This window comes from Xanthomonas sp. D-99, assembly GCF_017746145.1.
GTDB lineage: Bacteria > Pseudomonadota > Gammaproteobacteria > Xanthomonadales > Xanthomonadaceae > Xanthomonas > Xanthomonas cissicola.
On record NZ_JAGHWU010000024.1, the window covers coordinates 32,643 to 55,223 of the forward strand.

Genomic DNA, 22,581 nt, shown 5'->3' on the forward strand with positions numbered 1-22,581 from the left:
CACTTACTCCTGCAGGCGGACGACGACGGCGGTGACGTTGTCGCGTGCCGCCCTCCCCATCGCCAACTCGAACAGACGCGCCAGCAGCGCGCGTGGATCGCCGAAGCGATGGCATTCGGCATCCAGTTCCGGGTCCGGGATTTCCTTGTTGATGCCGTCGCTGCACAACAGGAATTGCGTGCCCGGCAGGCTCGGCGTCAGCACCCAATCGACGAACAGCGGCTCCTGCGCACCCACCGCGCGCGTGAGTACGCCGGCCGCCGCGGCGCTGGCGTGTGCGCTGCCGAACTGGGTGACGTCGTCGCGCACGCCGTGCACGTGGTCGCGGGTGAGCTGGCGCAGCGGGCCGCCATGTTGCGCATAGATGCGGCTGTCGCCGACCCAGCCGCACAGCATGAAATCCGGGTCGTGCACCAGCACCACCACGGTGGTGGCGATCATGTCCACGCGGCGCTCGCGCGCAACCTGCAGCAGCTCGCGATTGATCTGCGCCAGGGTGTCGTCGATGGCATCCAGGAAATCGCACAGGTCGGCCGGGCGCACCAATGCCCTTAGCCGTTGCACCAGCAACTGGCTGGCGTAGTCGCCGGCACTGTGGCCACCCAGGCCATCGGCCACCACCCACAGCCCGGCATCTTCGCGCAGCAGCAAGGCGTCTTCGTTGAGCCGGCGCACCTTGCCGGTTTCGGTGTGCCCGGCCGATTGGTAGGGCGCGTTCACCGGGTCACTTCGGTGATGTCCTGCTCGGCCAGCAACCAATCCAGATACGTCTCTGCGGTGGGCAGCCCATGCATTGCCTGTGCGACCGCACCGAGTCGCCACCACCACGATTCGCCGTGCACCGGTGCGTACGTGCTGGAAGGCGCGGCCGGCACGCCGAGCGCAAGCAGCGCCGCATCGAATCCGGCTGCATCGGTGCGCGCGCGCAAGCTGCGGCCCAGGCACGCAGCCACCGCGCCGAACCATGCCGCCGGCGGCAGGCACATGTGCGGCAAGGGCATCGCCACGGTCAGCGGAAAACAGCGCCCCACGCGGTCTTCGCCCGGGCCGAGCATGCCGGCCCAGGCCTGTGCACCACACACGCCCGGTCCCAACGCAAACGCGCGCAGACCGCTGTTGCGATACGCGCCAGGCCAGTGCTGCCCGAGCTGCTGGCGCACCGTGTCCAGGCAGCTGGCGAAGTGCAGGTCCCACGGCTGCACGAAGCTGGCCGGCAGGCGCCGCTGCACGAAGTCGCCGACGCCAGGCAACTTGCCGTGGAAGCCGAGTGGTTCGTTCGCCGGCATGCTCATCCGCCGCACACGAAGTGCTGGACGTCGCTGTCCAGAAACGGATGGCGCAGGTTGCCGGCACGCAGCGGCACCTGCACGTCGTGGCCGCCAAGCGCGAAGCTGGCGACAAAGCGCAGATCCGAGGGGTTTTCCAGGTGCCCGGCCTGCAGCGCACGAAACAATGCCCAGTCGCCCTGGTAGTCGAGCGTTCCCAGCGCCACGCCATCGGCGCCGAACGCGGCGATGGAGACATGCCCCGGCACCGGGCCGGGCCAGATCATCGGCATGCTTTGCGCCGCGCCGGGCTGGTAGTCGTAACGCTGGCCTTCGATATCCAGCGTCAGCCGGGCCACGCCCTCGCCCAGCGTGGGCGCCAGCACGGTAAAGCCGATCTGCGGCGTGGGCCCGCCGCGAAAATATTTCTGCCGGATCCGTTGCGCCAGTTGCAGTTGCACCGGCAGGCCGGGCGCGCCGATGACCGCGTCCGGGCCGTCCTTCCAGCGCCATTGCGGGGACTGGGTGTCCAGCAGCGGTTTGACGGTGCCGGTGTAGAGCGTCTCCAGACGCCCACCACTGCCGAACAACTCGCCGAAATTCTGCAGCGGAATCTCCACCTGCGCCTCCGGATCGAACGGGTAGCGGCCACGCACGAAATCCGTGCACACCTCGCCCACCGATTGCCTGACCTGCGCATCCAGTGCGGCGCGTGCACCCTGGGTCATCAAGGTGGCGCTGCTGCCGGCCAGGCTCTGCAGCCAGTCGGTCACCGGCGGTGGCAGTTGCGCCATTTCCTGCCGGGCCAATGCCAGTTGCGCGTTGGCCGCCGCGGCATCGCCGCCGCCCTGGGAGATCACCAGCAATTGCTTGCTGAGCTGATCGAGCACACTCAGCAGGTGATCCAGCGGCGTACTGCCCGGCGCGCCGGCGGCCAAGGCGTTGAGCGCGAGAAAATGCTCGCTGATCGCCGCACCCGGTGCCGGCGTGGCAGTGGCGGCACCATCGGCGGGCGTGGCCAGCGCGGCGCTCATCGCCGCCCCGCCAGGAAGTTTGGCCGCGGCGGCATTCGCCTTGGCGCCCGCCGAGCTGGCGGCAGCCGCCAGCGCGCGTTGCGCGGGGTCTGCCGGCGGTGCACGGTCCATTGCCTGGGTGTGCTCGCCCACCACGCCCAGCAGCAGCCGCAGTGGCGAACTGGGCCCGGCCAGCTTGGCGGCAGTGGCGCTGGCACCGGCCAGATCGGCCGAGGGACGCAGTTGCAGATCGGCCAGCAACGCATCCCAGAAACGGATGTAATCGGCCGTGTAGCGCTGCCCCACTTCGCGCACCAGCGTGGCTTTGGCGGACGCGTCCAGCGCGGTACCGCCGAATACCCAATCGTCGTGGCCGAAGCGTTCCACCGCCTGGCCGATGCCCTCGCGTTGCAAGGCCGCGAACACCGGCTGGGTGTACAGCGCCGGCACCGGGGTGGACAACGCCGTGCCACTGCGACGCACGAAGGTGTCGGCCAGCAGGCCCAGCGCTTTGTCCAGCCGCAACGGCGTGCCGTCCGGCGGGGTCAGCAACAGGTTGCCGTAGATCAGTGTCGACAGATCGGCGGCACGCAGGCTGGCGCGCGCCTGGGCGATGCGTTGGTTGTCCAGCGACAGTGCACGCACGTGCGTGGGCGACTCCAGCACCGCCTGCAGATGCGCACCCAGCGCCTGCTGCAAGGCAGGCTCGCGGGGGAATAATTTTTCGGCTTCGATCGCCGCCAGCGCGCTGAGTTGCGCCGGGTCCAGATGCTGCGGCTGGCCCAGCATCAGATAGCCCTTGAGCGTGTAGTACAGCGCCTGCGGCGCCTGCGCGTTATCGACCAGACCGGTGCGCAGGCGCACCGCCAAGGCCGGCAACAAGGTGGCGTTGAGCTGACGCAGATAGCCGGCCTGCACTTGCTCGCCCAACGCCTGGCCCTGGAACAACCCCATGCGCAACGCCCACGGCGCGCCAGCGTGATACTGCTGCGCCACCTTCACCACCGCCTGCGTCGCATCCGCTTGCTGCAGGGTGCGCGCAACGTACTCTGGCAGGCGGGTGGCGGCATTGGGATCGGGCACGGCCGGCCGCGCGTCCAGTGCAGCACGCACCTGCTGCAGGTACGCACGGTTGCCCAGGTAGCTGAGCCCCAACCCGGCCAGCACGGCGCCGGTCAGCAACGCCACGCCCGCGTACGCGGCGGCCTGCAGCCACGCCCTGCGGCGCTGCTGGGCGGGCGGAGTATTGGCCAGGCCGGATTCGCGCAGCACCACCTCGCGCAGCAGCCGCTCGACGAAGAAGGTGCGGCGTTGCGCGCCCGGTGCCTGCACGCGTGCTTCTTCCAGGCCGAAGGTGCGCGCCACCGCGCCCATCATGCGGTCGATCGGGGTGCCGTCCTGCGTGCCGGAGGTGAAGTACACCCCGCGCAGCAGCGGTGCCGGGCCGTACGCATTGCCGGCAAAGGTGCCTTCGACACATTGCCGTGCACGCTCGCCAAGAGCGGCAACCTGCTGCGGAAACGACAGGATCGCCGCACGCCGCAGGCGGTCGCGTTCCAGGTTCAGGCGCTCGAACAGGCGCGCACTCAGCTGCTGCTGCAGCACGCCGAATTCGTCGGCGAACCTGCGCGCCGCGTGCCCGTCCAGGGTCTGCGCCAGCGTAAATGTCATGCCCCACACCTGGTTGCGCTGCGCCGGCGTGAGATCGTCGAAGAACTCGCCGAAGCCGCCGATCAGATCGCACTTGGTGAAGATCAGATACACCGGCACGCTGGCCTGCAATTGCTCGGCCAGTTCGTCCAGGCGGCGGCGGATCGCCTGCATATGCGTGTCGCGCTCGGCATCGTCGAGCAGCAACAGGTCCGACATGCTCATCGTCACCAGCACGCCGTTGAGCGGGCGACGCGGGCGATGGCGTCGCAGCAGGCGCAGGAAATCGCGCCACGCACCCGCGTCCACCGCCTGATCCGAATCCTGGGTGGTGTAGCGCCCGGCCGTATCCAGGAACACCGCTTCGTCGGTGAACCACCATTCGCAATCGCGGGTGCCGCCGACGCCGCGCAACGCCGCATCGCCCATGCGCGCGGCCAGTGGAAACTGCAGCCCCGAATACTGCAGCAAGGTGCTCTTGCCCGAACCGGGCGGGCCGATCAGCGCATACCACGGCAACGTGTACAGATCGGCGCCACCGCGCCGCTTGCGCAACAACTGGATCGCCTGCTGAAAGCGCGCCTGCAACTGCGCGCGTTCCTGCCCGCTGCGCAGCTCGCGGTCGTCGTCGCGGCCGGGCGCCGCCAGTGCGCTGGACAAGGTCGCCGCACGCACCTGCCTGCGCCAGCGGCGCAGCGTCAGCACGCCCACCCACACCACCAGCAGCAACACGATCGCCAGCAACCGCGCCGCCACGTTGCTCAGCGGGCTCCAGCCGGCCAGCGCCACATACGGCCCACCCACCCACAGCAGCACCGACAGCAGGCATAGCGCCAGCAGGCCGACCACCACCGTTGCGCTCAGCTTGGACAACAGCGTCTTCATCGTCATTCCCCAGGCTGGAACAGGATCTCCACGCGGCGGTTGCGCGCGCGGTTGGCCGGCAATTGCACCGGCTGTGCGATCGGTTGCGAATCGCCAGCGCCAATGGCTTCCACCCGCCCCGGCGTGCTCAGCTGCGCCTGCAACACCTGCGCAAGCGCCTGCGCACGCGCTGCCGACAAGGCGTAGTTGTCCTGGAAGCGCAGCGAACGCACCGGTACGTCATCGGTGTGCCCGACCACGATCACCCGCCCCGGCAATTGTTCGATGGCCGCAGCAATCTGCGCGATCACGCCGCGTTGCTGCGGCTCCACCTCCACGCCGCCGGAGGCGAACATCGCCGCGCTGCTCAGGCGCACCCGCGTCTGCCCGTCGGCCTGTTCGTCCACGCGCAACAGGCCGGCGCGTTCCTGCGCGGAGAGCAACTGCTTGAGTCGCACCGGCGGTGGCGGCACAGGCGCGGCGTCCGGCGGTGTGGCCGGCGCAAGTCCCCATTGCGCGGCTTGCGCACTGATCGGTGCGGACAGGCTGTTCAAGCGCGCCTGCAACCAGACGAACGCCACCACCAGCACGCTCAAGCCCAGCAACGCCGCCGCCCACACCGGCAGGTAACGGCCCAGCCAGCGGCGGTCTTCCACCCCGCGCCAGCGCGGCGCCAGGCTCTCCGGTGCGGGGCCGCGTGCAGCGCGGATGCGGCGATACACATCGTCCTGGATGGCCGCCAGCGTCGCGATGCCGCCGGCCTCGATCTGGTAACGGCCCACGAAGCCCAGCGCCAGGCACAGATACATCAGCTCGATCAAGTCCAGATGCCGCGGCACATCCGCGCACAGGCGCTCCAGGATCTGGAAGAACTTGGCACCGCCGTACGATTCGCTGTGGAAGGTCACCAGCAAGGTCTTCTGCGACCAGCCGCTGCGCTCGCCCCACGGTGCGTTGAGCACCGCTTCGTCCAGCAGCGCGCACAACACGTAGCGCGCGGCGGTGACCGCCTCCACCGGGGCGCCGCCATCGCGCGCACGGTGTTCGAAGCGGCGCACCTGCGCCATCACCTGCTCGCGCAAACGCGCCACATCGGGCGATTGCGCGCTGTGGCGCAGTTGCACCGCCAACAGCAGCAACGGCGTGGCCGCCTGCACCAACGGGTTGACGCTGCGGCCCAGCAGTTCGCTGATGTCGGTGTCCTCGCTGGGCACGCCGGTGCCCTCTGCGGCCGGCAGCGGTGCGGCGTAGGCAGGCGCCAGATCGGCAACAGGTCGGCGCATGCTCAGCTCCGGATCGCCCACAGTTGCAGGTCCAGCCCGGCGAATTCGCTGCCGAAGTGGAATGCGATACCGCCGGAGGTCTTCAGCGTTCGCCACAACGCTGCGCTCTTGTCGAACTCGAAATACAGATAGCCGGCGTGATACGGAATCTGTCGCGGCGCCACCGGCATGGGCGTGGCCACGATGCCGGGCAACTGCAGATTGACCAGGTCGCGAATCTGCTCCACCGGCCCGATCTTGGCGTGCGCGGGCAATTGCCGGCGCAACTCTTCGCTGGGCATATCGGCCTTGGCCGCGAGCACGAACGCCGCGCTGTCGAGCAGGCCCGGGTCCGGCACCATCGCCACCCACACGCCGAACTTGCGCGCCTGGATCGGGAGCGGCGTGGCGGTCTGTTCGAGCACTGCGCTCAAACTGCTGCGCAAGGCGGCGATCACCGGCTCGAAGCTGTCCTGCTGCGATTCGTGCCGATACGCAGGCCATGCAGGCGGGCGTTTGCCGGCAGCGGTGAACGTGCTCAACTCACCGGCCAGCGCCACCAATGCACGGAATAGTTCTTCCGGATGCGCCAATGGCGCTGCAGCCCAATGCGCCATCTGCGGCTGCCAACGGTTGACCAGCTGCAACAGCAGAAAGTCCGCAATATCGGCAGCACCGCCGCGGTCGGTGAGCGTCACGCGCGACGCCAGCGCTTCGCCGCGCTGATGCAGCAGCCCAACCAACTCGGTCAAGAACATGGTCAAGCGCGGCGCGGCCTGGCACACCATCGCGCTGGGAATGAAATGCGGGTCCAGCACCACCTGACGGTCGGCGCGCGTCTCGATGATGCGCGCCACCGCGATGCGGTCCAGCCCCTCCAGCGGTTGCGAGTGCGGCAGCAGCCGCGTGCTCAGCCCGCCGACTTCCATCAACACCGCTTCGCTGGTGCTACCGGAGGCATCGTTGCTTTCGGTCTCGCGCACGCGGTAGCGAAACAGCTGATCGGCCGGCGATTCCGGGCGCCCGAGTTCGGGCTGCGCCGGCACCCGCAGCGGCACGGTGAGATAGACGATCTGGTCGCGGCAGTTGGGCTCGACCTCCAGCGCAACCGGCAGCGGGTCGTCGCCCGGCATCGCGAACGGCGTGCCATCGGCGAACACGCCACGCGCGCGCCGCAGGCCCAGCTTACCCACCGCCAGCAGGTCGGCCTCCCATTCCAGCTCGCTCACGCCCCAGGCATGCGGCCGCAACCGCGCGGCGCGCAGGTCGACGTAGCGCTCCAGGTAGCGCTCCTGTTGCTGTAGATGCTGCGGGCGGAGAAACAAGCCCTCGCTCCACACGACCTTGTTGTTCTGCATGATGCACTCGCTGAGAAAAGGTCGGCCACCGATGCAGCGCACAGGCATCGCACCGCGTCGCATGCGGCCTGCCAGGCGCGCCTGCAGGCACGTCTGCGCGCTGCGTTGTTGGGTGCATTGAGGTGCGTTGCATGCTGCACGCCCGGCGGTCGTTGCCGACGCAAGCCCCGCACTGCCGATGCGTGTCGGTGGAGCGATTCTGCGGCGCACCCGAGGTGCTCACCCGTCAAAATGTCTCAGCCCCCCGGCCTCGACCGCAGGCAGCGATATCATCCATCCGAAGCGGTATCAGGCTGCCGCCCAACTCACATCGGCGGAACCCTCGCCGAACCATGGAGAACGGGAAGATGTGCGGGACGACTGCCGCTCCAGCCAGCGACGCCATTGGCGTGCTCTGAAACCCGATTCGCTCAACAACATCGCCCGACGTCAGGCATCGGATCGTTTTTCTCCAAATCTGCAAGCCCGCCAGCGATGACGACACACGTTGGCGGAGGGCAACAGATCGGGCCGCGATCAATCGCGCTCGACCAAAAAGCGATCGGCGATTTGATGCAGGCCGTCGTCGACTGGTGGGCCAATCAGTGCCGCCGTGCCGATTTCAGGCGCGCCAGTTGCGCTTCGTAGGCACGCGCGAACTCATCGCCGAACAGGCGACGGAAGCAGTCGTCCGGATCGCTGCGCAGCTGCTCGAAGTTGTCGCGGTAGCGTTCCCAATAACGCCCTTTGCCACCGAAACCCAGGCGCTTACCGCCGGCGTCGGCTTCCTGCTCCAGGCGGTCCGGGCTGAAGTGGAACAGCATGGCGTCGAAGGCCGCGCGCATGCCGGCCAGCATCGCCATCTGATGGCAGCGGATATCGTCGAAGGCATCTTCGAACGCTGGCACCCCGGACAGAAACGACGCGCTTGGCGGTGCGAGCAACTTCTGCAGCGCATCGTCGGCGGTGGCGGCGAACTTGAGCGGGTTGTTCTCCGAGCGTTGGATCACCGTGACCGGCAAGCGAAAGGTGTTCTTGATCTCTGCGCGTGCACGCAGCACATCCATGACGCCATCGACCACGATGGCGAAGATGCGATCCAGCTCCGGCGGCACTGTTGTTGCCGCCGATGATGCGGTTGCAACCGACACGGCCGCCGCCGGCGGCGCGAATGGCGAGGCCACCGGCGCGGCCATGGGCGATGGCGCGGATGGCGCAAAATCGCCCAGCGTCATGTCCCAGTTTTCCGGCAGGGTGGCGCGCGCATCGGGACTGGCCGGTGGACGGAAATGGTCGTGGCTGGGGTTGCTCTGATTCCACGCGCTGGGGCTGGCATCGGGTGCCGGTGCAGGCAACGGGTCGAGCAGGCGCAACGGATCCAGCTCGCGAGGTGCGCCGCTCAGCAACACATCGTCCAACAACGGGTCCACTGCAGGCCGCGCAGAAGGCGGCGTGCCGAACTCCAGCAGATCCAGGTCCGCGGTGGCGGAGGTGGCACGCCGCGTCGACGGCAGCGGCGCAACCTGGGTGCGGTCGTCCATCGCATCTGGCAGCGGGTCGAATGCCGGCGCCGGCGTCGGGGACGCAGCCAGCGATTGCACCTGCACCTGGATCTCGAAGCTGTCCAGCTGCAGGCGGTCGCCATCGCTGAGCGCGGACGGGTCCGCACGCGTCAACGCAGTGCCGTTGAGCGACATGCCGTTGGTGCTGCGGTCTTCGATGAAATACATCCCGTTGAGGAAGCGCACCACCGCATGCGTGCGCGAGACACCGGGCGCGGCCAGCACCCAATCGCTCTCGTCGGAGCGGCCGATGCTGCCGCCGGTGCCGGCAAAGCGCTTCTGCGCGCTGGCGCCGAATTGCGCGGCATGCGCCCCGCTGACGGTGAGGATCAACTGCGAACTGGACACGCCATGGGCTCCTGAAGACGGTCATCGAGGGTTGCGGCCGGCAAGCGTGTATGCCGGCAGCAAAGGCTGGGTGCACCGGTGGCTGCCGCATGCATGCGGCAAGCAGACAGCGGATGCACAGACCTGTGTCCGCCGATACGGATCGGCGCGCGCGCCCAGAGCAATCGGCCTGCGCAAGATGGTCTGCTGGCGCCGTCTCCGAGCGCGGATAGCACACCCACACGCGCAGCCAAACGCCAGCGGCAATTGGCGCAGTCGACGTCGCCCGTTCGGCGAGGCGACTTCATGGCGCCCCCACACTGGTCAGCAACTCCATGGCATGCGCTGCATAGCCGCTGCGCCGCGCTTCCAGCTGCGCCGGCTCGCGCGCGGCCAGCAAGGTGATGGCGGCGGCCACCGCGCGCGCCGTGAGATGGTCGGCCGGCGGCACGGGCGTGGTCTGATGCGGCGGCGCCAGACTGCCGCCGGACCAGGCCACTGCCGCCGCCAGCCACGCACCCAGGGAGACATAGCCGCCGGCATGCGCAAATGCCTGCGCGGCGCGACGATGCGCCTCGCTTGGCTCGCGCACCCACTTCTCGGCCAGTGCCGCGCCGGCACGGTCTTCCTCGTCCAGGGTTTCGCCGCGCACGCATTGGCACAGCCAGGCTACCGCGTAGCGCTTGGGCAGCAGGCGCGCGAGCAGCTTGATGGCATCTTCGCCATGACCGCTGGCCAGCAGCGCGCTGACCGCCGCCTGCGGCGCGATCGGCGTGCGCAGCTGCGCGCGGGCGGGCGCAGACAACTGCATCTGCGCACAGGCCTGCGCCAGCGAGAGCGTGGGCGCGCTCATCCGATCATGATCAGGCCGCCGGCGACCTGCACCAAGGCGTCGGCCTTGATGCTGACCAACGGGCCCTTGAGCGTGGCCGAGGCACCGGCGTCGGCACTGAGCATGCCGCCGGAGGTCAGTTTGAGCGTGGCATCGCCAGCCACCTCGGTGGCCGGCGATTTGGCCTGCAGCTGTGCATTGGCAAGGAGTTTGATGGCGGTGGAGGTGATCTTGGCTTCCGAACTGGCATCGACCAGGATCTTGATGCCGCTCAACACGATCTCGCCGTTCTGTTTCATCACCAGGCGCGCGCTGCCGGTCACCAATTCGATCTCTTCGCCGGCTTTCAGCAGCAGCTTCTTGCCGACATCCACGCTGTCGTTGTTGTCGATCTGCGCACGACGGTCGTGCTTGACCGTCAGCACCCGATCGTTGTCGATGGTGCTGGTGTGATCGTGCTGCACTTCTTCGCGCAGATCGCGTTGCGCACGCAGGTAGAGCTCTTCTGCGCCAGCCTTGTCTTCGAAACGCAGCTCGTTGAAATCGGCAGTGCCGCCCAGCAGGCTGCGGCTGCGCACGCCGCTTTGGGTCTTGTTGTCGGGCAAGGAAAACGGCGGCGCATGGTCGCCGTTGTAGACGCTGCCCACGATCAGCGGGCGGTCCGGGTCGCCTTCCAGAAAGCTCACCACCACTTCCTGCCCCACGCGCGGCAGGCTCATCGCGCCCCAGCCCTTGCCCGCCCACATCGAGGCCACACGCACCCAGCACGACGGCGCGGCATGCGGGCGTGCCGCAGCGGCCCAGTGAAAGGTCACCTGCACGCGGCCATGCGCGTCCAACGCAATGTCCTCGTCGGTGTCGCCGGTCACCACCGCCGTCTGCAGGCCGGCAATGATCGGCGTTGCGGTGCGTTGCAGGCTACGGAACGGCAGCCGGCTTTCCATCACCTGCACCCTGCTGGAAAACGGCGGCTCGCCGCCAGCATGTTCGGGCGCGGCCAGCGTGGTGTGCGCCGACAGCACCAGATATTCCTGATTGAGTTCGGCACGCGGAAACCCGCGCAAGCGAAACAAGGCACCGACCATCAGGCCGCAGGCATTGGTGGTGGCTGCATGGCTGGCGCGCTGGACGTTGTGCGCCTCGGTGCGCACCTGCATGTAGCGGTTACCGTCGGCCTGCACGGTATGCGCGCCGGGGTAGTCGAAGGCGATCAGACCATCGACGGTGTGCAACTGTTCGCCGCTGGCGTCGGCCTCGGCGGCCAGCGATGCACGCGGCTGCAGCGGGTCATAGTCGGTGCTGCCATGCTGGCTGGAATGTACGCCGCGCGCACTGCGCCAATGGCTCACCACCGAGCGCATCAGGCGCCGGTCGTCGGTGCCCGGCGGCACATAGGGCAAGCTGTCCACGCCATTCTTCGCTGCATGCGCACCCAGCGCATCGGCCAGCACCAAGGTATGCGCGCTGCGGGTATGGGTGAAGTAGTAGTAGATGCCTTCGCGTTCCAGCAGCCGGCTGATGAAGCTGAAATCGTCCTCGCGGTATTGCACGCAGTAGGTGCGCTTGGCGTACTGCGCGCTCAACTGCTGCTGCACATCGCCGTAGCCGATCTCGCCCAGCACGCTGGCGACGATCTCCGGCACGCTCATGTCCTGATAGATGCGGCAGTCGCGGCGCTGGGTCAGCAGCCAGGGTTTGGGCACCACCTGCAGCTCCAGCACGGCGTAATCGAGCGCATCGACCACGGCGTAGCCGTTGTGCGCGCAACTGGCCACCATGCCGTGATACCAGCGCTGTTCGCCCTCGCCATCGGCCAGTTGCACCGCCACTGGCGTGCCAAGCAGATCACGCAGGTTGGGCTGCAACTCGGTGCACAGCGCATCGATGCGGTAGTCGAATAGCTGCCCCAACGCTTCGCTGGCCTGCATGCGATGCAGCAACAGGCGCTCGCCAAGGTCGGAGTGGAGCGTGATGGTGCGCGGCATCGAAGCATCCACAGGTGATGGGGCAACGCACGTTGCGCTGACCGACGGCGCCGCGTTGCGCCCGCGCGTGCAACGGCAGGCGGCTAAAGGCACGGCAACCGTCACGCACATGCTCACATGCGTGCATGCGGCAAAGCCGACATTTCGTCTCAGGCCGGCCCAGGCGTGCGCGCGGTCACGACACAGCCGTGCACCGGCTGGCCGCGTTCGCTGCGCAGCACGTCCAATTCCAAAGCGATCGGCTGCAGACCAGCGCCTTGCAATGCGGCGCGCACATGCGCATGGCTGTGCCGATAGCGCCCGCTGGCATCGAGTTCGACCCGGTCGCTACGCTCCTCCAGCGCTTCGACCGTGAAGCCCAGCACGCCCCCTGGCGTGAGCGCGCCAGCAGCGGCAGCGAGCACCGGCTGCAGCACACCGAAGTACACCAACGTGTCGGCCGAACCGATCACATCCCACCGCGCGTTCTGCAATTGCAGGTATGCGGTAAGTTCGGCCACCTCGAGGCGATCGTAGCCACCGCGTTGGCGTGCCTTGGCGACCATGCCCGGCGACAGGTCCACACCCACCAGTTCACGTGCATACGGGCGCCACAGCGGCGCACACAGCCCGGTGCCGCAGCCGGCATCGAGCATGCGCAGGCCTGCATGCGGTGGCGCAAGGCAGGCCGCCAATGCCTCGGTCAGCCGTTGCGGCGCGCGGTACTCCAGGTGATGGAGCAACTGTTCGTCGAAACTGTCGGCAAAGCCATCGAACAGTTCACGCACATAGGTATCGCCGGCACGCGGCGGCGGTTCGGCGCCGCCGCAGGCCGCCAGCATATGCGTCGCCACCGCGTTGCCCGGCTCACGCGTGAGCCAGTCGCGGTACACCGTCTGCGCCTGCGCCTGCTCGCCCAACAGGTAGAGCCCGGTGCCCAGCGCCTCGCGGGCGTGCAGGTTGTCCGGTGCCAACGTGCAGGCCTGCTGCAGGCACTGCACCGATTGCTGCAAATGTTCGGCGACCTGCGCGTTGTTGCGCAGGAACAGGCCGAGCAGGTAATGCGCATGCGCGGACTGTGGATAGGTGTGCAACAAGGCCGCATAGGTGACGAAGGCTTCTTCGCCGCGCCGCTGCGCTTCCAGTACCGCTGCCAGATTCGCCAGTGCATCGGTATGTGCAGGCGCCAGCGCCAGTGCGCGGCGATAGCAGTGTTCGGCATCGCGCAGGCGGCCGCATTCGCGATGCACGTTGCCCAGGTTATTGCAGGCATCCGGTTGCGCGGGCGCCAGCGTCAACGCCCGGGTGATGGAGGCCACTGCTGCGTCGCTGTTGCCGCGCTGATGCAGCAGGATGCCCTGGTAATGCAGCGCGTCGGCATGTCCGGGCTGATCGTCCAGCAGCTGCGTATACAGCTGCGCGGCATGTTCGAGCTGGCCACGACGGTGCGCGGCGATCGCCTGCTGCAGTGCCTCGGGGTGTGACTGGGTCGCAGTTTGCATGAGCTTCTCCAAAGACACGGCAACCGGTGGTGCGGGTACGAACCTGAGCGCGGAGCGGCACGGCATTACGCCTGCAACGATCAGCCGACACCACGACCGTGGTGCTGACGCGCCGGGGCAGCCACTGCCTGGAATCGCTGCGGACACTGGCAGGCTTGAGTAACTGCGCATCGGCGCGATCGGCGGACAACTGGCGGCAGCCTGCCACCGCCCCGCCCCACCGCACCACTCACCCGATCAGCACGGTGAAGCAGCCCAGGGTGATCACCCCGCAATGCGCGGTACTGTCGCCCAGCCGCGCAGCAGGCTGGCCTGCGATCAACACGGTCGGTGCGCCCGCCACGATGCTGTCCGGCGAGCCGACGCATACCGCCATGTCGCCCAGCCGCGCCGCCGGCAGGCCGCCAATCAATACCGTCGGCGCGCCGGGGCTGACGATCGGCCCGCCCACATGCGGCACCACCCCGGTCACCATGGGGCAGACATGCAAATCGGTCAGGCGCGCGGCAGGTTGCATCGGCACGCTTGGGTAGTGGCCATGCACGGCACTATCCCGCCAGGCCGCGCCGGTCACCCGACAATTCGTCTCAGCGCTGCGCCACCGAGGTCGTGGTCTCTGCCTCACGGCTGTCCGCCGGCGGCGTCGCCGAGGCCAGGGTCTGGCGCGCGGCACGCAGTGGCGCGTCTGCATCGCCGAAAATGCCGGTAAGAATCTGCAATGCCTGCTGTGCATGGTCGCGCGCCGCCACGGTCTGGCCCAGCCTGCGCTCGGCTTCGGACATGCCGCGCAGGATCTCGGCCGTTTGCGGATGCGCGCGCCCCAGCACACGCTCCGATGCGGTGAGCGCGGCGCGCTGTTCGGCCAGCGATGCTTCCACCTGGCCGTCGTCCAGCAGCCAGAACGCATGGTTGCTGCGATAGGCGATGGTGGCCGGTGCATCGTTGCCGAAGGCCGCCCGCGCGCGCTCCAGCGCCCTGCGGTAGTACGGCCCGGCTTCGGCCACCTTGCCCTGCTGCCGCAATGCGCCGGCCAGGTTGCCTTCGATCATCAAGGTGTCGGCGGCGCTCTCGCCATACAACCTGCGTGTGACCCGCAGCAGCGGGACGAGTTCGGCTTCGGCACCGGCAAAGTCGCGCTGCATCAGCAGGAACACTGCCAGGCTGTTGCGCATCGACACCACCAGTGGATGCTCGGGCCCGCGCATGGCCATGCGCTCGCGCAACAGGCTGCGCTGCAAGGCGATCGCCGGCACCAGCTGGCCGTTATCGGCCAGCATGGCGGCGTAGCTGTTGCCGGCGTCGATACGCTGGTCCGCGCTGCTGGAGGCATTGGCCAGCGCAGCGACATAGGCATGCCGGCTCTGTGCCAACGCATCGCGCATGCGGCCCTGTTCGCGCAGGGCCCATGCCAACCACGCACGCAGCTCGTTGCCCATGGCCTGTTGTTGCGCATCGCCATGTGCTGCCTGTGCAATGCCCTGGCGCAAGACGCGCTCGGCGTCGCCGGGTTTGCCGTCACCGGTGAGCGCCTGTCCCAGCATGGAAGCGGCCTTCAACGCCGGCAGGCTGCCCGCGCCGGCGGTCTGCTGCGCCAGGGTCTGTGCGATGCGCAGATGCTCTACGGCCTGCGGGAAATTAGCCAGCGCAATGAGCGTGCGGCCCAGCGTCAGTTCCACCTGGGTGCGCGCATCGGGCTGGTCGGCCAGCTCGCGCGCCGCACGCTGCGAGGCCTGCTGCATCACGCGCAGCATCAGGGTCTTGTCCAGGTCGCGCGCCACCCCGGGGTCCACGCTGGACAACACCGAACTCATGAAATCGCCGGTGACCTGCGCGCGTTGCGCATCGCGCGCGGCCTGCTGCAGCGATCACAGCGTGGCCCCCAGGCCGGCGACCACGGCGATCGCAGCCAGGCCGGCGGCGACGACGCCGCTGCGATGACGCTGAGTGAACTTGCGCAGCCGCAGCCAGCGGCTCGCCTGCAGGGCGCGCGGCGGGTAACCGTCCAGCCAGCGATGCAGATCGTCCAGGAGCGCAGATACCGATGCGTAGCGCGCACCCGGTTGCGGTTCCAGGGCGCGCAGCACGATCGCATCCAGCCCGTCGCGCAGTTGCTCGTGTAATTTTTGGTAGGTGGTCGCGCGCGCCGCGCAGATGCGCGCACTCGCATCGGCCGGCACTGCTGCCACCCGCTGCGACGGCGGCTGCGGCACCCCGTCGCGTCCGGCCACTGGCGCCAGCCCGCAACTCAATTCGTAAAACATCGCTCCCAGCGCATAGATATCGCTGCGTGCGTCCACATCCTGCGCGCCGCGTGCCTGCTCCGGGCTCATGTAGCCCGGCGTGCCGCGATCATGCGCGTAGGTCATGGCCGGGTTGGTCGCATCGACGGCGATGCCGAAGTCGATCACCCCTGGCATCGGCCGCCCGTCGATCTCGCTGACCAGCACGTTGCTGGGTTTGAGGTCGCGGTGGATCACGCCCTTCTGATGCGCGTGCTGGACTGCCTCGCTGACACGCAGCATCAGCAATACGCGCGCATGCAGCGACAGGCGGTGTTCGTCACACCACCAGGTGATCGGCTCGCCGCGCAGGTATTCCATCACCAGGTACGGCTGGCCGTGGGCATCGGTGCCCACGTCGTGTATCTGCGCGATCGCCGGGTGCACCATCTGCGCCAGCAGCCGGCACTCGAATTCGAACAGTGCACGGCCCTGCGCATCCAGCGCATCGGCAGCCACCAGCTTGATCGCCACCTCGCGCTCGTACGCGCCATCGGCACGGTGGCCCAGATACACCTGGCCCATGCCGCCAGCGCCGATCAGGCGGTCGATCGCCCACGCACCGAAGCGTGTGCCGGCCGGCAGTTCCGGTAATGGCGCAGGCAATGCGGCGGCGGCCTGTTTCAATGGCGCCCGCACGCGCAAGGTGGCCTGCGATTCCACCGCCAGCATCGCCAGCAGTTCGTCACGCAAGCTGGCGTCGTCGCCGGCCTGCGCGCGCGCGAATGCCTCGCGCTCAGCCGCAGGCAGCTGGCAGGCCCGGTGAAACAAGGCTTCCAGGCGTTGCCACGCGGTGGCCGCCAGGCTCACAGCTGCGCCGCCAGCCACACCCTGGCAAAACGCAGATCGCGCTCCAGCGTCGGCACCGACACCTCCAGCTGTTCGGCGGCCTCGGCCACGCTGAAACCCACCAGCTCGGTCAACGCGAATGCCTTGGCTTTGCGCTCGTCCACCTGGGCCAGCTTGTCGAAGGCATCGGCCACCAGCATCAATGCCTCCGGCCGTGCGGCGCCGTCGGACAGGCTGATGGTCAGCGTCACCGCCTGCCCCAACCGCTTGGCGCTGGCCTGCTGGCGCGCCAGATCCACCAACAGGTGGCGCATCTGCAGCGCAGCCACCGAATAGAAATGCGCCCGCGAACGAAAACCCTGCTGGCCCTGTTCCAGCCGCATCCACGCCTCGTGCACCAGCTCGGTCGCCTGCAGGCCGGCGCGCCCGTCGCGACGCAGTTCGCGCATGGCGGTGGCGCGCAGCACGTCATAGACCTGGCGCGCCAATGCGTCGCCCGCGCCGGGTTCGTCGCGCTGCCAGGCCTGTAACAATTCGGTGATCGGCAGCTCGGACATCCAAGCCCATCTCGCCTGCGTGGACACGCAGTATCCCGCATTGGCGCCAACGCGGAACGCGCAGCCGGTAACCGATTGGATTCCCGATCGCCGCGCCCCCGACAGCGCGGAGGCGCCCAGGCAGGCGACGAGGTGTCGCTGGCAGCCGGGTCCGCCTCAGGCACGCCCAGCCTGCCCCACGGCAAAGCGCGACCTCCGGACGCCGCGGTATCGGGTAGCGGCGGCGGCGTGAGCAAGCACAGGCCTGTGCCCGCCTGCGTGCCTGCCGCCAAGTCATGGGCAGCAACCGCGTCACCGCGACGTCATACGACGCCGCTAGCCTGCGCCCCTGCAATCGGCCGGAGGTTGGGGTGTCGGCACATCCAAAGCGCGCCTGGGCACGTCTGTTCACCGAGCATGGCCCGGTGCTGCGCGGCTTCTTCGTGCGCCGCGGAGCAAACGAGGACGCCGAAGACCTGGTCCAGGAAACCTATCTGCGCCTGCTGCGTGCACATCAGCAGCCGGGCCAGACCATCGCCAACCCGGAAGCGTATCTCTATACCGTGGCGGTCAATCTGGCGCGCGAGCAGGCAGCGCGGCGCAAGCAGGCGCCGCTGCGTATCGAGGACATGGAACAGTTCGCGCAACGGCTGGTGGCCGGTGACGATGTCGAAGACAGCGCCCAGCGGCGACAGCGCCAGCAACGCCTGCAGACCGTCCTGGCCGGGCTGCCCGAGCGCGTGCGTGCGGTGCTGGTGATGCAGTACCGCGACGGCCTGAGCTACAGACAGATCGCCGAACGCCTGGGTGTGTCCTCGCATATGGTCAAGAAATACGTGGTGCGCGGCCTGTCGGCCTGTCGATCGGCGCTGGCCGACGAGGGAGCGCAGTGGTGGTGAGCGTCGCGTCGCAGGCGGCGCGCCGCCTGACCGAGGAAGCGGCACACTGGCATGCGCTGCAGCGCATGCAGCCGCTGGATGCCGACCAGCAGGCGCGTTTCATGGAGTGGCTGACCGCCTCGCCGGCGCATGTGCGCGAATACCTGGCGGTGACGCGGGTGGCCGGTGCGCTCGGCGAGGCGTTGGATGCGATGGCGCTGGATGTCGAGGCGCTGCTGCAGGCCGAGCGCCAACGCGATACCGGGCCGGCGCGCAACGTGGTGGCGCTACCATTGCCGCCGCGGCGTCCCGTCGCCGCAGGGGGAACCGCGCGATCGCGGTCGGCGGCACGCCGGTCGCACTGGCATGTCGGTCTGGCCGCCATGCTCGGTCTGCTGACGGTGCTCGGCGGCTGGGCCTGGCCGCGCACCACGACCTATGCGACGGCACATGGCGAACAACGCCGCGTGCAACTGGCCGACCGCAGCGTGGTGTTCCTCAATGCAGACACGCGCATCCAGGCCACCATAACGCCGTGGTCGCGCCACCTGCAGTTGCTGCAGGGCCAGGCGAGCTTCGATGTCGCCCCGGATCGGCGTCCGTTGCAGGTCCGGGCGCTGGACCTGCGCGTGGAAGACATCGGCACCGCGTTCGACATTGCGCTGCATGGGCAGCAGGCACGCATTGACGTGTCTGCCGGTCGCGTGCATGTCTGGCGCGCCGACCGCCCGGCGCAGCCGATGCTGGCCAACCTGGGTGCAGGACAAAGCGCGCGCATCGATGGCGCCGGCCAGGTCCAATTGAGCAATGAAGATGTCGCCACCATGCATGCGTGGCAGCAGCAACGCATCGTCTTCCGCGACGAGCCGTTGCGCAACGTGGCCGAAGACTTCAATCGCCTCAACCGCATCCAGCTGCATATCGACGATCCGCGCGCCGGCGCGATGCGCCTGACCGGCAATCTGCGGAGCGACGATCTCGCCGGCCTGCACGCGTTTCTCGCACGGCAGCCCGGCCTGCGGCTCGAACAGCAAGCCAGTGCGCTGCACATCGTCAGCCGTGCACCACCGGCGACCGCCAACCGGTAAGGCCCGCCGCCAAGGCGACCGACACGCTGGCGCTCACGTGCGTGCAGAAGTCAGCACTGCAGGCACCGCCGCATTGCCCGGCGTGTGCCTGCCGTGGGTCGGCACGCCGCGGCGTCGCACTTTCATGCCTGTTCCCATCGCAGATTCGCGCTGACGTATCTGCGCACCGAACCGCTGGCACCCGGAGTGACGCAATGCGATCTAGGCGTGCGCATCGCGCTGCATGGCGCCGCGCAACGCAACGATCGACGCAATCGGCGATCGAACCGCCAAGCTGCTTTTCGCCGGGCAACACGGGCCTGCATGCCCTCCACGGCACGCGCACGCCTGCGCCCCTGCACGTGTCACAGAAAATTCATGGAAACACGGTGCCCGACTCGGCTTGTCGCGCCTCGTAGATGGGGTAGTCGCCGCATCGCCCCATGCGCGTGTGCGGCGCCCCTCTCCCTCTGCCTGGAAGTGACGATGCGCCGCTGCCTGTTCCTGTCCGTTGCCCTTGCCCTGCATGCCGGTGCTGCCGGCGCCCAGACGCCACCCGTCGCGGTCACTGCCATTCCCGCACAACCGCTGGCACGCGCGCTCAATACGCTGTCGCGCCAGACCGGTCTGCAATTCGTCTACGCGGCCAGCGTCGGCGCCGAGCGTCAGAGCCGTGGCACCACCGACGGCGCAGCACCCGAGCAGGCATTGCAACAACTGCTCGATGGCACCGGCCTGCGCTACCGCTATCTCACGCCCACCACGGTGACCATCGAACCGGACACCGCCACCAGCCAGGCGCCGGCTGCAACGGTGCCGGCTGCGCCAAGCAGCACGCCGATCGCCGCCGGTGCACCGGTGCGCGAACTGGACAGCATCCAGGTGCTGGGCAGCTATGCCGGCAGCCTCAGCGCCGCGCTGCGCGAGAAGCGCTATGCCGACAGCGTGGTGGACGTGATCGCCGCCGAAGACATCGGCAAGCTGCCGGCGCAGAACGTGGCCGAAGCCCTGCAGCGCGTGCCGGGCGTGTCGATCGTGCGCGACCGCGGCGAAGGCGTGTACGTGCGTGTACGCGGCCTGGGACCGAATTTCCAGGTGACCACGCTCAACGGCCAGACCATGGCAGTCAACGAAAACGTGCGCACCTCCGGCCAGACCGGCCGCCAGTTTCGCTACGACACCTTGCCGGCGGAACTGGTCTCCGGCCTGGACGTGATCAAGAGTCCCACCGCCGATCTGGACGAAGGCGCCATCGGCGGCATCGTCAACGTACGCACCTTCCGCCCGCTGGAACTGGGCAAGACCTTGCTCAACACCTCGCTGGAATCCAGCCAGGCGCAACGCACGCATGCCAACGACCCGCGCGTGTCCGGCCTGTTCAACTGGGTCAATGCCGAGGGCACCTTCGGCATGCTGGTGTCCGGCGCATATGCCCAGCGCAGTCTGCGCCAGGACCGCGTCAACGAAGTGAGCTGGGATTACTACCCCAGCGGCGTGCCGGGTGCGCCAGGTGCGTATTACCTGCCCACCGGCCTGCGCCCGACGCTGGAACTGGAGCAGCGCGAACGCACCGGCGTGGCCGCCTCGTTGCAATGGCGCCCCAGTGCCGCCTGGGAAACCAATCTGGACCTGCTGTATGCCAAGCAGACGGTGCACTACGACGAATACAGCCTGGGCGTTGGCTTCGACGGTGTGTCCAAGATGAGCAACCTGCAAGTGGACCACGGCGGCGTGACCGGCTTCGACTATCGCAATGGCCAGGTGCAGGTCTCGCGCGAGACCTCCGGTATCACCGACGACAATCGCAGCGCGCGCCTGTCCAGTACCTGGAATGGCGATCTGTGGACGCTTGGCGCAGTGGCGTTCCACTCGCAGGCACACAGCGACGACTCCGACCCGATCCGCCGCACGCGCCTGCGCAGCGCCAGCAACCTGTCGATGCGCGTGGAGATGCCGCAGGCCGACGACGACAACGTGCCGAACTGGAGTTTCACCAATGGTTTCGATCCGACCAACCCGGCCAGCGTCAGCGGACGCCGGCTGGAATGGCGGCAGATCGATGCGCGCGACAAGGAAGACGCGCTGCAGCTGGACGCCAAGCGCACGCTCGGCGATGGCTGGCTGCGCGACATCAAGTTCGGCGCCAAGTACCGCGAGCGCTCGCGCACCTATGATCGTGTCGACCTGCTGCTCAACCGCATCGCCGGTGTGCGCTTTCCGGGCAGCTATTTCACCGCGCTGCCGGTGAGCGACATGCTGGTCGACGGCAAGGGCACGCTGCCACGGCAGTGGCTGGCGCCGATCGAAGCGCCGTTCTGGAACGACTGGCCCACAGCCGCCGACCTGAGCGGCACGCCCAACAGCGCCGACCTGCAGAATTCCTACGAGGTGCGCGAGACGATCGGCTCGGCGTATGCGATGACCGACGTCGGCGGCACCCTGGCCGGGCGCGATGTACGCGGCAATCTCGGCGTGCGCTTGGTGCGTACCGAGCAGACCACCGACGGCCATGCCGACCTCGACGGCGCCGCCCAGCCGGTGCATTTCGCGCGCAGCTACACCAACGCGTTGCCCTCGCTCAACGCCGCCTGGGACGTGCGCGATGACATGGTGCTGCGGACCTCCGCGGCCAAGGTGATCACCCGCCCGGATCTCACCGACCTGTCGTCCAAGCTGACCTTCAATTCCAGTGGCGAAGTGCTGACCGCCAGCGGTGGCAATCCGGCGCTGCGTCCGTTCGAAGCCTGGCAGTACGACCTGACCTTCGAGTGGTACATCGACGGCACCTCCGCGCTGACTGGCGGTGTGTTCTACAAGGACATCTCCAGTTTCATCCAGACCCAGCTGTCGTATCTGGATTACCAGGGCCAGACCTACCTGCTTTCGTCCAAGACCAACGGCAGCCAGGCCAGCGTCAAGGGCGTGGAGCTGGCCTACCAACAGGTGTTCACCGGCCTGCCGGCGCCGCTGGACGGTTTGGGCATGCAGCTCAACTACACCTTTACCGACAGCCAGGCGACCTACCGCGACGGCACGCGCCGCTTCACCGACAGCCTGGAAGGCGTGGCCAGGAACACCTACAACGCCGTGCTGTTCTACGAGAAGGGCCCGCTGATGGCGCGCGCCAGCTACAGCTGGAGCGACAACATCGTCAACGCGGTGGGCACCGCCAACGTGGCCACGCTCAACAGCGATGCCTTCGGCAGCCTGGATGCCAATGTCGCCTGGAAGGTCAACGACACCCTGTCGGTGTTCGTCAACGCCATCAATCTCACCGGCCAGGTGCAGCGGCAGTACGTCGGCGACCACCTGTTCGGCGGCTACACCAACTACGGCCGGACCTGGTCGCTGGGTCTGCGCGCGCGCTTCTGAGCGCGTTTGCATGCGCAGCCAGCGGTCGTCGCGCTCGCGCACGGCCGCCACCGCACTGCGCCGATTGTTTCGCCTCTCCGCT

General features: G+C 68.2%; 14 protein-coding genes and 1 pseudogene. 3 read left to right on the plus strand and 12 right to left on the minus strand.

The features are described 5' to 3' along the window. Positions 1-3 precede the first annotated feature (3 nt). The 12 genes and pseudogenes from J7360_RS11620 to ecfK form a co-directional block, all read right to left on the minus strand. Positions 4-720 carry a PP2C family serine/threonine-protein phosphatase gene (locus J7360_RS11620; RefSeq protein ID WP_042676014.1) on the minus strand — a complete coding sequence of 239 codons (717 nt, stop codon included), beginning with the start codon at positions 718-720 and terminating at the stop codon, positions 4-6. Further along, positions 717-1,292 carry a type VI secretion system-associated protein TagF gene (gene tagF / locus J7360_RS11625; protein ID WP_057661021.1) on the minus strand — a complete coding sequence of 192 codons (576 nt, stop codon included), beginning with the start codon at positions 1,290-1,292 and terminating at the stop codon, positions 717-719. The genes J7360_RS11620 and tagF overlap by 4 nt, the downstream gene beginning before the upstream one ends. After that, positions 1,289-4,819, minus strand: coding sequence for a type VI secretion system membrane subunit TssM (tssM, locus tag J7360_RS11630; protein WP_209033883.1), 3,531 nt, complete (start codon positions 4,817-4,819; stop codon positions 1,289-1,291). Before tssM ends, tagF begins: the two co-directional genes overlap by 4 nt. Further along, positions 4,816-6,096, minus strand: a complete 1,281-nt coding sequence (gene icmH, locus J7360_RS11635) for a type IVB secretion system protein IcmH/DotU (RefSeq protein ID WP_209033885.1) — start codon at positions 6,094-6,096, stop codon at positions 4,816-4,818. Before icmH ends, tssM begins: the two co-directional genes overlap by 4 nt. Beyond that, positions 6,078-7,412 (minus strand): type VI secretion system baseplate subunit TssK, encoded by a 1,335-nt coding sequence (gene tssK / locus J7360_RS11640; protein ID WP_209033887.1) that lies wholly within the window; start codon positions 7,410-7,412, stop codon positions 6,078-6,080. Before tssK ends, icmH begins: the two co-directional genes overlap by 19 nt. Before the next feature lie 581 nt (positions 7,413-7,993). After that, positions 7,994-9,301 (minus strand): type VI secretion system-associated FHA domain protein TagH, encoded by a 1,308-nt coding sequence (gene tagH / locus J7360_RS11645; protein WP_057661013.1) that lies wholly within the window; start codon positions 9,299-9,301, stop codon positions 7,994-7,996. 283 nt (positions 9,302-9,584) lie between these two features. Further along, the gene (locus tag J7360_RS11650; protein ID WP_057661011.1) at positions 9,585-10,133 is read right to left on the minus strand and encodes a hypothetical protein; all 549 of its coding nucleotides are present in this window, start codon (positions 10,131-10,133) and stop codon (positions 9,585-9,587) included. Further along, positions 10,130-12,097 (minus strand): type VI secretion system tip protein VgrG, encoded by a 1,968-nt coding sequence (locus J7360_RS11655; RefSeq protein ID WP_209033889.1) that lies wholly within the window; start codon positions 12,095-12,097, stop codon positions 10,130-10,132. The genes J7360_RS11650 and J7360_RS11655 overlap by 4 nt, the downstream gene beginning before the upstream one ends. Before the next feature lie 149 nt (positions 12,098-12,246). Continuing rightward, positions 12,247-13,578 (minus strand): tetratricopeptide repeat protein, encoded by a 1,332-nt coding sequence (locus J7360_RS11660; RefSeq protein ID WP_209033891.1) that lies wholly within the window; start codon positions 13,576-13,578, stop codon positions 12,247-12,249. Positions 13,579-13,807: 229 nt separating this feature from the next. Further along, positions 13,808-14,122, minus strand: a complete 315-nt coding sequence (locus J7360_RS11665) for a PAAR domain-containing protein (RefSeq protein ID WP_139792760.1) — start codon at positions 14,120-14,122, stop codon at positions 13,808-13,810. A gap of 43 nt (positions 14,123-14,165) precedes the next feature. After that, positions 14,166-16,685 (minus strand): annotated as a pseudogene (locus J7360_RS21645) (serine/threonine-protein kinase). Continuing rightward, positions 16,664-17,203, minus strand: coding sequence for an ECF-type sigma factor EcfK (ecfK, locus tag J7360_RS11675; protein WP_007967112.1), 540 nt, complete (start codon positions 17,201-17,203; stop codon positions 16,664-16,666). The pseudogene J7360_RS21645 and the gene ecfK overlap by 22 nt, the downstream one beginning before the upstream one ends. Positions 17,204-17,553: 350 nt before the next feature. On the opposite strand from ecfK, the gene J7360_RS11680 reads away from it, so the two are divergent. From J7360_RS11680 to J7360_RS11690, 3 genes are all read left to right on the plus strand, one after another. Further along, positions 17,554-18,081: an RNA polymerase sigma factor gene (locus J7360_RS11680; protein WP_022560311.1), complete on the plus strand. Its 528-nt coding sequence runs from the start codon at positions 17,554-17,556 to the stop codon at positions 18,079-18,081. Beyond that, positions 18,078-19,148: a FecR domain-containing protein gene (locus tag J7360_RS11685; protein WP_057661044.1), complete on the plus strand. Its 1,071-nt coding sequence runs from the start codon at positions 18,078-18,080 to the stop codon at positions 19,146-19,148. The genes J7360_RS11680 and J7360_RS11685 overlap by 4 nt, the downstream gene beginning before the upstream one ends. A gap of 465 nt (positions 19,149-19,613) precedes the next feature. Further along, positions 19,614-22,499 carry a TonB-dependent receptor gene (locus J7360_RS11690; RefSeq protein WP_209033893.1) on the plus strand — a complete coding sequence of 962 codons (2,886 nt, stop codon included), beginning with the start codon at positions 19,614-19,616 and terminating at the stop codon, positions 22,497-22,499. Positions 22,500-22,581: the final 82 nt, after the last annotated feature.